The 14463-nt window shown below is 59.7% G+C and carries 10 protein-coding genes; 6 read left to right on the top strand and 4 right to left on the bottom strand.

Going from position 1 to position 14463, the window contains the following annotated elements:
* Positions 1–34 precede the first annotated feature (34 nt).
* Positions 35–2557 (bottom strand): CS1-pili formation C-terminal domain-containing protein, encoded by a 2523-nt coding sequence (locus tag BK658_RS11085; protein WP_123582572.1) that lies wholly within the window; start codon positions 2555–2557, stop codon positions 35–37.
* Between the two features lie 109 nt (positions 2558–2666).
* A complete protein-coding gene (locus BK658_RS11080) occupies positions 2667–3152 on the bottom strand; it encodes a CS1 type fimbrial major subunit (RefSeq protein ID WP_123582317.1) in 486 nt (161 codons plus the stop codon).
* A gap of 508 nt (positions 3153–3660) precedes the next feature.
* Between BK658_RS11080 and BK658_RS11075 the strand changes: the two genes are divergently transcribed.
* Entirely contained in the window at positions 3661–4239 is a 579-nt protein-coding gene (locus BK658_RS11075; RefSeq protein WP_123582316.1) for a PadR family transcriptional regulator, read from the top strand.
* Entirely contained in the window at positions 4236–5021 is a 786-nt protein-coding gene (locus tag BK658_RS11070) for a siderophore-interacting protein (protein ID WP_123582315.1), read from the top strand. Before BK658_RS11075 ends, BK658_RS11070 begins: the two co-directional genes overlap by 4 nt.
* 152 nt (positions 5022–5173) lie before the next feature.
* Here BK658_RS11070 and BK658_RS11065 read toward each other — a convergent pair whose 3' ends face one another.
* Both BK658_RS11065 and BK658_RS11060 read right to left on the bottom strand, forming a co-directional pair.
* On the bottom strand, positions 5174–5854 hold the full coding sequence (locus tag BK658_RS11065) for a Pr6Pr family membrane protein (RefSeq protein ID WP_123582314.1): 681 nt from the start codon (positions 5852–5854) through the stop codon (positions 5174–5176).
* 9 nt (positions 5855–5863) lie between these two features.
* On the bottom strand, positions 5864–6094 hold the full coding sequence (locus tag BK658_RS11060) for a VF530 family protein (protein ID WP_019693422.1): 231 nt from the start codon (positions 6092–6094) through the stop codon (positions 5864–5866).
* A 346-nt stretch (positions 6095–6440) separates the two neighbouring features.
* On the opposite strand from BK658_RS11060, the gene BK658_RS11055 reads away from it, so the two are divergent.
* From BK658_RS11055 to lon, 4 genes are all read left to right on the top strand, one after another.
* Positions 6441–7823, top strand: coding sequence for a carbohydrate porin (locus tag BK658_RS11055; RefSeq protein ID WP_123582313.1), 1383 nt, complete (start codon positions 6441–6443; stop codon positions 7821–7823).
* A gap of 210 nt (positions 7824–8033) precedes the next feature.
* Positions 8034–10445 carry a glucose/quinate/shikimate family membrane-bound PQQ-dependent dehydrogenase gene (locus BK658_RS11050; RefSeq protein WP_123582312.1) on the top strand — a complete coding sequence of 804 codons (2412 nt, stop codon included), beginning with the start codon at positions 8034–8036 and terminating at the stop codon, positions 10443–10445.
* 492 nt (positions 10446–10937) lie between these two features.
* Positions 10938–11309 carry a DUF6124 family protein gene (locus tag BK658_RS11040; protein WP_123582310.1) on the top strand — a complete coding sequence of 124 codons (372 nt, stop codon included), beginning with the start codon at positions 10938–10940 and terminating at the stop codon, positions 11307–11309.
* 707 nt (positions 11310–12016) lie between these two features.
* Positions 12017–14437, top strand: a complete 2421-nt coding sequence (gene lon, locus BK658_RS11035; protein ID WP_123582309.1) for an endopeptidase La — start codon at positions 12017–12019, stop codon at positions 14435–14437.
* The last annotated feature ends 26 nt before the right edge of the window (positions 14438–14463 follow it).

Genomic DNA, 14463 nt, shown 5'->3' with positions numbered 1-14463 from the left:
CATTTTGCGGACTCCAGAGATTGAGCAACACACATCAACCGGCGCTCTGCACGGCATCGCCAACATCTGCCAGCGTGTCCGGCGTGCAGCGCAAATCCCCGATCATCAACACATTGTTTTCAGTACGTCCACGGCTCGGGTCCAGCCGGAACTGACACAGCAACTGATTGCCATGCCGCACTTCGAGGGTCGGTGAACCGGCGTTCATTTCCATCGAGAAGAACCCGTCCACTTCGCTGACCCCACGGCTGGCGTGGTTGATGATGTGATGGCCCTTGAGTGGATTGCCCGTGGGGTCAACCAGACGCCCAAGGACGGTGAGGGTTTTCATCACGCGGATCTTGCGATAGTCCACGCCGCCCTTGTTCAAGTGATAGCTGGTACGGGCTGGCTGGATGGTCGCGGCGGGCACATGGTTGCCTTCGAAGTCGAAGCTCACCGAACTGCTCTTGTACGCGGTGATCGGAATGAAATTGCGACCCGGACGCAGACGGGCGCTGCCGCCGCTGAGGTCATCGGCGCGCAGGGCGATTTGATCGAGATCGGACTCCACATCGACGATCATCCCTGCCCCGCTGCCCTGCTGCTGGTTGGTCATGACCAAGTGCTTGCCGCTGGTGGCAATCGTGCTGTCCAGGTTCAAGCCGCCGGTCAAGTTGTTACTGAAAGACGAGCGCTGAACGAACGCATCGCCATTGACTACCTCCGTACTGAAACTGGTGGTCCCGGACAGACCGAGACCGTAAGTGTCGGAAATCGCGGTAGCCGAAACACTCTGCAGCACATGGTCTTGCAGGTCTTTGCGGTAAGTCAGCGAGGCATTGTTGTCGCGCCCACCCTCACGAGAAGTGCGTGAGCCGATGCTGCCGGACCACTGCTCACCGGGGCTGCCGAGCGCCAGGCTGAGCGTCAGGTCGACCCCGCGATTGCGCGAGTCGCCACTGCTGACGCTGCCGGGTCGATCAAACATCGAAAAACGCCAGTTGGCATCGTTGCCGAACAGAGTGCTGCGTTGGGTCCAGCCCAGATCCAGCCCCATCCCTTCAACGTTGCCCTCGCTATGCGAGACCCGCGCATTGACCGAGCTTTTGCTGGTAACGCGGTGGTTGAGCGCCAATGACGAATTGCTGGTCTGGCCGACAAACACATTGCGCTGGCGCACCCGCGTACCGTCGGGCAAGGTTTCAAAGATGTCGGTGGTGTCCAGCCAACTGCGGTTATGACTCAGGAACAGGCTGCCGGCGCCATAGTTGTACATCGTCTGCACATCAAGGCCGGTGCCGTGGTCCTTGGTCTGATAGACATTGGCGAAAAGGCTGACGTTGTTGGCCACTGTCCAGTCAATCGACGAACCGTATTGCATCGTCTCTCGAACCTGACGCCCGGAAACCCCGAGAATCACCCGTGGGTGCAACAAGTAATTGAGCGCGGCGCCAGCGGTCATTTCACCGCTAGCCTGATCCTGCCAGTTACTCCACAGTTTGCTTTCCTGACCGGCGAACAGGTTGTAGCGCCAGCGCTCATCGTGGTTACGCCAGTTACTGGGCTTGTACACCAGCTCCTGGGTGGTCGAGGTAATCTGACCGTCTTCAATCAAACGCACTTCTACTTCGTAGATACCACCGGGCAATGGCCGGGTATCCAGCGTCTGTAAGCCCGCGTCCACCGGCTGGGTGTTGATCATCAGACCATTGCGGTAGATCTCCACCGAAGCCTGGCGATTGGCGGTGACATAAATCGGGTACACCGCAGGTTTCGGGTTGTCGATCGCCAGACTGTCAGAGCTGCCGTACATCACCCCCACCGCCGTGTCAGGGCTGGCGCCGAACGAACGTGGCTGGCGGCTCAAGCCTTCGGAGTTGGGCATGAAATAGCCCAGGCGCAGGAAGCTGCCTTGCAGCTCACGCTGACTGTAGAGCTCGTGTACGGCGTGGTACAGCTGATCGTCCGGACCGCCCAGACGAGCCAGTTGCATGTTGAAACTCTGTGTCCAGTTGCCCAGGCTGCTGCTGGTTTCCAGGCCATAACGGCCACCAAGGTCCTGATCCTGACCGCCATTGAGGTTCAGTTGATTACGCAGGATCAAGCCAGTGCTGCCGACTTCGGGCAGGTTGTAATACTGCTGCACCTGATCGTCCCGTTCGGCGTTCTCCGTGAGAATCGACACCAGCGAGTTTTCGAGGCTGTAGTGCACGGCCAACAGTTGTTCGAGGCAGTTGGCCTGGCAGGCGCCCAGCGCCACGCCTTGTTTCAGATAGTGGGCCCAGATGTCGCGTTCGCTGGGTTTGATTGTGCTGTCGCTGACATCATTGAAGTCAACTAAGGTGATTCGATCGTCGCGGGTTAACACGACCATCGCTTCACCGAGAAACTGTTGATCAAGTTCCACTCGCACCGCCAGCGGTACATCAAAGAAGTGCTCTTCGAACTCGCTCGGTAAACCCTTGGCTTGCGCAAGCAAACTTCGGGGTGTGTGACCGTTGTCCGCTGGCGCGGCCAGGGCGGTTGCACAAAAACATAGGGCAAGCGCCGTCGCGATGGGAGTCATCGGGAACATGAACGGGATACTCTGAAGATAAATGCGTTGAAACCCGATCGACAGGCAGTGATTACCCATCGACCGGTAAGTGTTAACGAATAAGGCTGAGCCTTAAGTCATGACTGACTTAGATGCGCGGAACGGCATCGAAGATCACGACTGGGTTGGCCGTGTAAAGACCTGTCTGAGTGCTAATAGGCGGGGCGGCAGTAATCACCAGATCAGCCCGCATGCCCCCGTTGGATGCGGCATCGCTGACCACTTCTTTGGAAAAAGCGGTCAAGGTTACGCCGTTGAAGGTGTAGGTCAGCGGAATGTTGTTGTTGCCGTTGTACAGGGGTTGCGGACCACCTTCCACGTAAGCATTGACCGAACCGTTAGTGTGGCGGATATCGTAAGCCGCACGCAGCGGGCTCAAGGTCTCGGATATCACGTTCCAGGCCATTTTTTCATCTTTACCGAAGTCAGGATTCACCGGTTGGGCGTGGAATACTTCGGTGGGGATATTAGCGCTGATGTTGATGGACGAACGCGCTTCTTCCGCAGCGAACGCCATCGAAGAGCTGAGAGCCAGGAGGGTCATCGGAACGGCGATTGCAAGCTTCTTGAACATTATTAAGTACCTGTCAATTTCAAAGGATTGGGCCGAGAAAAGTCTGAAAAAGCGAACGCCACTCAATGCGGCGATGGCGATTTCGCTTAACTTTCGACGCCGGAGAATGATCGTCAAATCCGTTGAGAAAGTAAGTACGTAACCTCCTAAGAACATGTAGTAACAACGACTTTCGAGCCACAGGAAAAAAGTTGAAAAATCACTAAAAGAACTTCTTTACCCTCAGAGAAATACTACACACAGCTCTAACTAAAAAAGCATACAGACAAGAACTAACCCAACTTCTGTAAGACCGGTACTACTTAACTACCGGCACTCGGTTAATAATCAGCAGATTAACTTTACAATTAGTTCAATTACTCTAAAAAAGCAATCGACTCATCATTTATTGCGCGTGGTCTTAAGCGCCGCCCAAGGCCGACAGGAGGGCGACCGTTGGTCCAGGACGCTTGCCTAAGCCATAAGATATATCTTAAGTTGTATCTAAATACGACGAGAGCACTTAAAAATGAGAGACCATCATGCCCACCGAGAACACACTGAAGGCCGCGACGGCTTCGAAAAACGCCCTGGCCCAGGCCGCGAACGCGGTGGACGCGGCCCGCGGGTATTCGCCCCCGGCGATCTGAAACTGCTGTTGCTGGCGCTGATCGCCGAGCAGCCGTGCCATGGCTATGACCTGATCCGCCAGATCGAAAGCATGTTCGACGGCGCCTACAGCCCCAGCCCTGGCGTGATCTACCCGACCCTGACCTTCCTTGAAGAAAGCGAAATGATCCTCGGCGATGCCGAAGCTGGAAAAAAACGCTACAGCATCACCGACGCCGGACGTCTGTCATTAAGCGAGCAGGCAATTGCCCTGGACGGCGTGCGCATGCGCATCGAGGTCAGCAAGCGTTCGTTGCGCGGGCAAGACCGCCCGGCCGAGATCCACGAAGCGGTGCACAACCTGCGTCATGCCTTGCAAATGCATCACGGCCGCTGGAGCCCGGAAGAAATCCTGCGGGTGCGCGACCTGCTCAACAACACCGCCAAAGCCATCGTCGATGGCCCTGTCGTTCAATCTGTTCTGGAGAAGGCCGAATGACCGACGTCATCGTGCAAACCATTCACCGCGTCAGTCACGAACTCAAACGCCGTCGCCTGGAAGTGCTGCGGGTGGTCGACCTGACCCCGCGCATGCGCCGGATCACCCTCGGCGGAGCGGAACTGGCCGGCTTCGTCAGTCTCGGAACCGACGACCACGTAAAGCTGTTTTTCCCGCAAACCGCCGCGGAACACACCGCGCTGGAAACCCTGGTGCTCGGTGCTGGCAAGGACAACGGGCCAATGCCGGCGATGCGCGACTACACGCCCCGTCGTTACGACCTGGACACGCTGGAGCTGGACATCGACTTTGTATTGCACGGCGATGGCCCGGCCGCGACCTGGGCAGCCCAGGCCACACCCGGCCAGATCCTGCACATTGGTGGGCCGCGGGGGTCGATGGTCGTGCCGGACGTGTTCGACAGTTATCTGTTGATTGGTGACGAGACCGCCCTGCCTGCCATCGCCCGCCGCCTCGAAGGCCTGGCGGCCAACCGTCGCGCTCTGGTGGTGGTGGAAATCGAAAACGGTGCCGAACAGCAAGTCCTCGAAAGCCAGGCAGAGTTCAAGGTGATCTGGGTCTTGCGCGAAGCCGGTAAAAACCACCTGTTGAGCACCGTGCAACAACTGCCAATGCCGAGCGGTGAGTTGTATGCGTGGATCGCGACAGAGTCCAAAGTCTCACGACAGATCCGCCGCGTACTGCTGGACGAGAAGGGTTTGAGTCAGGATCAGGTGAAAGCCGTGGGCTACTGGAAGCTGGACGACAGCGACGAGGAGTAAACGACGAACACTTGTGGTGAGGGGGCTTGCCCCCGTTGGGTTGCGAAGCGACCCCAAACCATTCAATCGGGTTGTATCAGGCAGACCACATTGGTTGAATTACGACGGCTTCGCCGCCGAACGGGGGCAAACCCCCTCGCCACAATCGATGTTCACTTTGGATCTATACCCATTGGGCCTGCCGCAGTCCCGCGCCAGCGATCCAGTCCGACCACCACCAGCGCAATCAGCACAAACCCCAGCAATATCCCGCAGGCATTGATGAACACCTGGGGATAACCGAGTTTTTCGACATCAATAAAAGGGTACGGGTAGAGCCCCAGCGAGTGCCCGCGCAGCAAGGCATAAGCGAAGTACAGCACCGGGTAAATTGCCCACAACCCGATGTGACCAAGACGCAAGGTGCCCTTGGGCACACACCGCCACCAATAGAACAGAAACAGCAGCGGCATGACGTCATGCAGCAGCTCGTCGGCGATGAACTGCCAGCCCTGCGGATGCCATAAATGCCGCAACAGCAGGCTGTACGCCAGGCCGACCAGGGTAATGCTCACGGCGATCCCGCTGCTGACCCACGGCTGTAAAAAAAACGTACGGCCCTTCGACTCGCGTGAAGTCACGGCGCAGGTCAGCACCGTCGCCACCAGCGTATTGGTCAGGACCGTAAAGTAACTGAAGTAACTCACCAACCCACCCAGCTGGCTGGCGCTGACACTCCAGCGGCTGTAAAACACCAGGTACAGCTGAATGCTCAATCCCAGCCAGCCCAGCACGACGGCCGAGTGGGCAAAACGTCTCATGACAGGCGACAGTCGAGTCGGCTCGGCGGGCATCTATATTCCTTAGAGCGGACGTTTGGTGCGCATCAGCTTCACGTAGAGCTTTTCGACTTTCTCACGGGCCCACGGGGTTTTGCGCAGAAAGGTCAGGCTCGACTTGATACTCGGATCGCTCTTGAAGCAGCGAATGTCGATGCGCTCGGCCAGCCCTGACCATTCGTAGTGTTGAACCAGCGTGTTAAGGATCTGTTCCAGGGTCACGCCGTGCAGCGGGTTGGTGTTCTGTTCGGTCATGCCGGGCCTTTGAACGAAGAAAGTAGAGGAAGCCGCGCACCTTAGCCGAGGGTGTCCTGCGGTGGAAGGACTCTGTGCGCTATCCGTTAAATGTAGGTGAACTCTGAAAGATCGCAGCCTGCGGGTGTACACCTTCCTATGTAGGAACTGCCGCAGGCTGCGATCTTTCCAAGGGTGACTGCACACTGTTACCAAATCCGAAATGATTCATGTCAAGAAAAGCCCTTTCTCTCTTTGTTACAGATCATTATCCTTGCAAGCCTAAAAGCTGAATCGCTTCACCTGCCCGATTTCCCCTCGCAGCGTTCAGCTCTCTTCCCTCTAAAAGACCAAGAATTCCTTCTCTATGCCTGACATTCAGACTTTGCGAGACAGCGCTGTCCGCCCTACTGTTGCTGCCCGAAAAGCCACAACCCTGCTCGGTGGACTCAGCGCCCTGGGCCTTGCCGCCTGCGCTCAGGCGGCGCCTGCATTCGATAGCGACTCACCGTGGATGCTCGGCGACTGGAACGGCACACGGACCGAACTCGCGGAAAAAGGCTACGACTTCAAGCTCGACTACACCGGCGAGATGGGCAGCAACCTGCACGGCGGCTACGACCACGATCGCACCGCGCGCTACAGCGACCAGTTCGGCCTCGGTACGCACCTGGACCTGCAAAAGATCCTCGGCTGGCACGACGCTGAATTTCAGCTGACCATCACCGAACGCAGCGGCAACAACATCAGCAACGACCGGATCAACGATCCGCGTGTCGGCGGTTTCACCTCGGCCCAGGAAGTCTGGGGCCGTGGCCAGACCACCCGGCTGACGCAGATGTGGTATCAGCAGAAATTCTTCGACCAGAAGCTCGACATCAAGGCCGGCCGTTTTGGTGAAGGCGAAGACTTCAACAGCTTCCCCTGCGACTTCCAGAACCTGGCGTTCTGCGGTTCCCAGGTCGGCAACTGGGCCGGTGGCATCTGGTACAACTGGCCGGTCAGCCAATGGGCGCTGCGGGTCAAATATCACCTGACGCCTGAACTCTATGCCCAAATCGGCGCCTATGAACAGAACCCGTCGAACCTGGATCGCGACAACGGCTTCAAGCTCAGCGGCAGCGGCACCCAAGGCACGGTGCTGCCGGTGGAGCTGGTGTGGACACCAAAACTCAACGGCCTGCCGGGCGAATACCGCGCCGGTTACTACTACAGCAGCGCCAAGGCCACCGACGTCTATAAGGACAGCAACGGCCAGCCCGCCGCCCTGAGTGGTCAGGCCTATCGCAGCGCATCGAGCAAGCACGGTGTATGGCTGGGCATGCAGCAACAACTGACCAGCCGCGCCAGTGATAACTCGCGAGGCTTGAGTGTGTTTGCCAACGGCACGATGCACGACAAGAAGACCAACGCTATCGACAACTATGTCCAGGCCGGCGTCGTCTACAAAGGCCTGTTCGATGCTCGCAGCAAGGACGATATCGGTTTCGCCATGGCCCGGGTTCACGTCAACCCGGCCTACCGCAAGAACGCCGAGGCGATCAATCAGGCGCACGCGGTCTTCGACTACAACGACCCGTCCTACCTGCCGCCGCAAGACACTGAATACAGCGCCGAACTCTATTACGGCGTGCATGTGACCAACTGGCTGACCGTGCGCCCGAACCTGCAATACATCCGCCATCCGGGTGGCGTGAATGAGGTCGATGACGCGCTGATCGGCGGGATCAAAATCCAGTCGTCGTTCTAATCAACAACACAAAACCTGTGGGAGCGAGCTTGCTCGCGATAGCGATCTGTCAGTCGACATCCATGCTGAAAGTTACGCAGCCATCGCGAGCAAGCTCGCTCCCACAAGGAATGCATCAACTGAACTTTTTTTACTGAAACCTGCCCGTGCCTGATCGTCATCTACAGTGAACAGGCGCGGGACTACTTAAACGTCACGGAGAACCACACTATGAGCACTGATGGTGCTTTGAGTCGAAGCCGCCTGCTGCCGAGCCTGCTCGGTATCGTGCTTCTGCTAATGGGCCTGGCCTTGCTGGCCGGGGGGATCAAGCTGAGCATGCTCGGCGGCTCGCTGTATTACCTGCTGGCCGGGATCGGCCTGGTGCTGACCGGAATTTTGCTGCTGGCTGCCCGCCGTGCGGCGCTGGGCCTGTACGCCGTGGTGCTGTTCGCCAGTACGGTGTGGGCGCTGTGGGAAATCGGCCTCGACTGGTGGCAACTGGTGCCACGTCTGTCGCTGTGGTTCGCCCTTGGCGTGGTCCTGCTGCTGCCGTGGTTCCGCCGTCCGCTGCTGCGTGATGGGGCCGCTCCGCTGGGTACCGCTGCGCTGAGCGTGGCCGTGGTTCTGGCCGGCGCCACCGCCGTTGCCAGCCAGTTCACCCACCCGGGTGAAATCATGGGCGAGTTGGGCCGCGACTCTGCCGACATGACCAGCACCGCGCCAGAAATGCCCGAAGGCGAGTGGCAGTCCTACGGCCGCACCGAATTCGGCGACCGCTACTCGCCGCTGAAGCAGATCACCCCGGCCAACGTCGGCAAGCTGCAGGAAGCCTGGCGCATCCGCACCGGCGACCTGCCGACCGCCGATGACCCGGTGGAACTGACCAACGAGAACACCCCGCTGAAGGTCAACGGCATGCTCTATGCCTGCACCGCCCACAGCAAGGTGCTCGCGCTGGACCCGGACACCGGCAAGGAACTCTGGCGCTTCGACCCGCAGATCAAGAGCCCGGTAGGCTTCAAGGGCTTCGCCCACATGACTTGCCGTGGTGTTTCTTACTACGACGAGAACGCCTACGCCAAGGCTGACAACGCTTCGGCCGCAGTCATCTCCGAAGCTGGCAAGGCGGTTGCGCAAGCCTGCCCGCGTCGTCTCTACCTGCCTACCGCCGATGCTCGTCTGATCGCCCTGAACGCCGACACCGGCAAAGTCTGCGAAGGCTTCGGCGATCACGGCGTGGTTGACCTGACCCAAGGTATCGGTCCGTTCACCCCCGGCGGCTACTACGCCACCTCCCCGGCGGCAATCACCCGTGATCTGGTGATCATGGGCGGTCACGTCACCGACAACGAGTCGACCAACGAGCCGTCCGGCGTGATCCGCGCCTTCGACATTCGCGACGGTCACCTGGTCTGGAACTGGGACAGCGGCAACCCTGAGGCGACCGAGCCTTTGGCACCGGGTAAGACTTACACCCGCAACTCGCCGAACATGTGGTCGCTGGCCAGCGTCGACGAGAAACTGGGCATGGTCTACCTGCCGCTGGGCAACCAGATGCCTGACCAATGGGGTGCAGACCGCACGCCGGGCGCAGAAAAATTCAGCGCCGGCATGGTCGCCCTGGACCTGGCGACCGGCAAAGTTCGCTGGAACTTCCAGTTCACCCACCACGACCTGTGGGACATGGATGTCGGCAGCCAGCCGACCCTGCTCGACATGAAGACCGCCGACGGCATCAAGCCGGCGCTGATCGCACCGACCAAACAGGGCAGCCTGTATGTGCTCGACCGTCGCAACGGCACACCGATCGTGCCGATTCGCGAAGTGCCGGCACCGCAAGGCGCAGTCACCGGCGACCATACCGCGCCGACCCAGGCTCGCTCGGACCTCAACCTGCTCGCTCCGGACCTGACCGAGAAGGCCATGTGGGGCGCCAGCCCGTTCGACCAGATGCTCTGCCGCATCCAGTTCAAGCAACTGCGCTACGAAGGCCAGTACACCCCGCCGTCGTTGCAGGGCAGCTTGATCTATCCGGGCAACGTCGGTGTGTTCAACTGGGGCAGCGTGTCGCTCGACCCGGTTCGCCAGATGCTGTTCACCAGCCCGAACTACATGGCGTTCGTCTCGAAACTGATCCCGCAGGCTGAAGTGGCTGCCGGGAGCAAGCGCGAAAGCGAGACCTCCGGCATCCAACCCAACACCGGCGCACCGTACGCGGTGACCATGCACCCGTTCATGTCGCCATTCGGCGTACCGTGCCAGGCTCCAGCCTGGGGCTACGTCGCCGGTATCGACCTGACCACCAACAAAGTGGTGTGGAAGCGCAAAAACGGCACCAGCCGCGACAGCTCGCCACTGCCTATCGGCCTGCCGATCGGCGTGCCAAGCATGGGCGGCTCGATCGTCACCGCTGGCGGCGTCGGCTTCCTCAGCGGCACCCTGGACCAGTACCTGCGCGCCTATGACGTCAACAATGGCAAGGAACTCTGGAAGTCGCGCCTGCCGGCCGGCGGCCAAGCCACACCGATGACCTACACCGGCAAGGACGGCAAACAGTACGTGCTGCTGGTGGTTGGCGGTCATGGTTCGCTGGGGACCAAGATGGGCGACTATGTGATTGCTTACAAACTGTCGGAATAAGCGTTAACCGGCGGTAAAGGAAAAGGCGACTACCGTGAGGTGGTCGCCTTTTTTGTGGGCGATGAGATCGTTCCCACGCTCCCGCGTGGGAATGCATCCTGTGACGCTCTGCGTCACGCCGTGAAGGGACGCGGAGCGTCCCGGGCGGCATTCCCACGCAGAGCATGGGAACGATCAATCACCGTACTGTGGCGAGGGAGCTTGCTCCCGCTCGAGTGCAAAGCGCTCGCAACCCCAGCGAACCGGGGGTGCCTGACAAAACCCGATTGCAGGTTTTGGGGCTGCTCCGCCCGAGCGCGGACCGGCCCGCGGGAGCAAGCTCCCTCGCCACAGGTTGAGTGTTTATCCCATGAGTAGGACGCAGAGAAGCTTCTGACATGGTTTTCAGGTTGTCGGTGGGAAGCCGCATCACTAGTCTTTGGTGGTCGCTGCCAATTCAGCGACCGGGTTTGACCGTCCGAGCACACTCTAGGCGCACTTAGGAGCGTCACCATGCACAAAGTCACCCCCGATTTCCCAGAAACCCCAAGCACTTCCCCATACGCCTCCACCGACTCGAAAAAACTCCACGATGCCGCCGAGCGGGCGCTGGATCACTACCTGAAACCGCCGTTCGACAAGGGCAACCTGCCCGACAAACGCCCCTCCAACATCTTCGCGGTCATCCCTGATCTGGATAACGAAACCTTGCTGGCGCATGCCTCGGAGACCCTCGCTTCATTGAATGTGCTGGCCAGTGACCTGGCGTTCGAGCTGGAAGGCACGCGCCGACATGTGGCGCTGGCGATTCAGCAGATGGTCTCGTTGGGGGAGTTGTTGGTGAATCGGGCACTGGATAGTTTCGATCAGCCAGAAGCGCCGTAACAGCGCACGGTGGGAGGGTCGCCCGGCCCGTCCCACCGTATTGATCTGTGTATATCCGCGAATGATTGCGGTCGTTCCCACGATCTACCTCAGCTCACGAATCGTGACGCAGAGCGTCACAGGATGCATTCCCACGCAGAGCGTGGGAACGATCGAAAGCCGCGCACGCTCCAACCACTCAGGCCGGCTGTCAGGCCGCCGTGCTGTTGCTGTTGATCTTGATCCACCCGCCCCATCGGGAGGCCGAGTGGAGGTGTTCAGCAGGGGGTGGGCGCGCAGCGCCGTACGGCGCAGCCGGACACATCGAGAGGAGGTCGTCGCGAAGCAGACCGTAGGCGATGCCCCCTGATGGACACCGGAGCGAGGGGACGCCGAGCATTAGCGAGGTGCCGTACGCTTGGGGCGAAGCGTTTTGGTTACTTTTGGGCGTCTGCAAAAGTGACACGCTGTAAGAGCGGAACCATAAGTGGCCGTTACCGCAGGAATGGATATGTACACCTGCAAGAGATTGGCCGGCTGTCAGGCCGCCATCGCAGGCAAGCCAGCTCCCACATTTAAACTGTGTACATCTGCAGGAAATTGGCCGGCTATCAGGCCGCCAAGATCAAAAGATCGCAGCCTTCGGCAGCTCCTACAGATGCCCCCCCCATTGAAACCACCCACCACCTGCCCCATCTATCCCTCATACCCCATTGCGCAGGTGCCCCATGAGCGACCAGCAAGAATTCCCGGATAACCCAAGCGACTACGCCGACCCCGAAAACGCCGAACACCCCACCTCATCAGGCAAAGGCCTGGCCCTGCCCGGCCAGAACCTGCCCGACAAGGTCTACATCATCCCGATTCATAACCGCCCATTCTTCCCGGCGCAAGTACTGCCGGTGATCGTCAACGAAGAACCCTGGGCCGAAACCCTCGACCTGGTCGCCAAGTCCGAACATCACTCGCTCGCGCTGTTCTTCATGGACACCCCGCAGGAAGATCCACGGCACTTCGACACCTCCGCCCTGCCGCTCTACGGCACCCTGGTGAAGGTCCATCACGCCAGCCGCGAAAACGGCAAACTGCAATTCGTCGCCCAGGGCCTGACCCGCGTGCGCATCCGCACCTGGCTCAAACACCATCGCCCACCGTACCTGGTGGAAGTCGAATACCCGCACCAGCCAAGCGAGCCGACCGATGAGGTCAAGGCCTACGGCATGGCGCTGATCAACGCGATCAAGGAACTGCTGCCGCTCAACCCGCTGTACAGCGAAGAGCTGAAAAACTACCTCAACCGCTTCAGCCCCAACGATCCGTCGCCACTGACCGACTTTGCCGCCGCCCTGACCTCGGCCACCGGCAGTGAGCTGCAAGAAGTGCTCGATTGCGTGCCAATGCTCAAGCGCATGGAAAAAGTCCTGCCGATGCTGCGCAAGGAAGTCGAAGTCGCGCGTTTGCAGAAAGAAATCTCCGCCGAAGTGAACCGCAAGATCGGCGAGCACCAGCGTGAGTTTTTCCTCAAGGAACAACTCAAGGTCATCCAGCAGGAACTGGGGCTGACCAAGGACGACCGCAGCGCCGACGTCGAGCAGTTCGAGCAACGGCTGGTGGGCAAGGTCCTGCCACCGCAGGCGCAGAAACGCATCGAAGAGGAAATGAACAAGCTGTCGATCCTCGAAACCGGCTCGCCGGAATACGCCGTCACCCGCAACTACCTGGAGTGGGCGACAGCGGTGCCGTGGGGCGTTTATGGCGAGGACAAACTCGACCTCAAACACGCGCGCAAAGTCCTCGACAAACACCACGCCGGGCTCGACGACATCAAGGACCGGATCCTCGAATTCCTCGCGGTCGGCGCTTACAAAGGCGAGATCGCCGGTTCCATCGTATTGCTGGTCGGCCCACCGGGCGTGGGCAAGACCAGCGTCGGCAAATCCATCGCCGAGTCGCTGGGGCGGCCGTTCTATCGCTTCAGCGTCGGCGGTATGCGCGACGAAGCCGAGATCAAGGGCCACCGCCGCACCTACATCGGCGCGCTGCCGGGCAAACTGGTCCAGGCGTTGAAAGACGTTGAAGTGATGAACCCGGTGATCATGCTCGACGAGATCGACAAGATGGGCCAAAGCTTCCAGGGCGACCCGGCCTCGGCGCTGCTGGAAACCCTCGACCCGGAACAGAACGTCGAATTCCTCGACCATTACCTGGACCTGCGTCTGGACCTGTCGAAAGTGCTGTTCGTCTGCACCGCCAACACCCTGGACTCGATCCCAGGTCCCTTGCTCGACCGGATGGAAGTGATTCGCCTGTCGGGTTATATCACCGAAGAAAAGGTCGCCATCGCCAAGCGTCACCTGTGGCCAAAACAGCTTGAGAAAGCCGGGGTGTCGAAAACCAGCCTGTCCATCAGCGACAGCGCGCTGAAAGCCCTGATCGACGGTTACGCCCGCGAAGCCGGGGTGCGTCAGTTGGAAAAACAACTGGGCAAACTGGTGCGCAAAGCGGTGGTGAAACTGATCGACGAACCTGCAGCTGTGATCAAGATCGGCCCCAAAGACCTTGAAGCCTCACTCGGCATGCCGGTGTTCCGCAACGAACAAGTGCTGTCCGGCACCGGGGTCATCACCGGCCTGGCCTGGACCAGCATGGGCGGCGCGACCTTGCCGATCGAAGCCACGCGCATCCACACCCTCAACCGTGGCTTCAAACTCACCGGGCAACTGGGTGACGTGATGAAGGAATCGGCCGAGATCGCCTACAGCTACGTCAGCTCGCACCTCAAGCAATTCGGTGGCGACGCGAAGTTCTTCGACGAAGCCTTCATCCACCTGCATGTACCCGAAGGTGCAACACCGAAAGACGGCCCGAGCGCCGGCGTGACCATGGCCAGCGCCCTGCTCTCGCTGGCCCGCAACCAGCCGCCGAAAAAAGGCGTGGCCATGACCGGTGAACTGACGTTGACCGGGCATGTGCTGCCGATTGGCGGGGTGCGCGAGAAAGTGATCGCGGCGCGGCGCCAGAAGATCTTCGAGTTGATCTTGCCGGAGCCTAACCGTGGCAGTTTTGAGGAACTGCCGGATTACCTGAAGGAAGGGATCACCGTGCACTTTGCCAAGCGTTTTGCGGATGTGGCGAAGGTGTTGTTCTGACCTCCGCGACCTAATCGTTCCCACGC

Source organism: Pseudomonas brassicacearum (assembly GCF_003732175.1).
Taxonomy (GTDB): domain Bacteria; phylum Pseudomonadota; class Gammaproteobacteria; order Pseudomonadales; family Pseudomonadaceae; genus Aquipseudomonas; species Aquipseudomonas brassicacearum_G.
The sequence above is the reverse complement of the archived record's forward strand: the minus strand, read 5'-3'. Positions and strand labels throughout refer to the sequence as shown.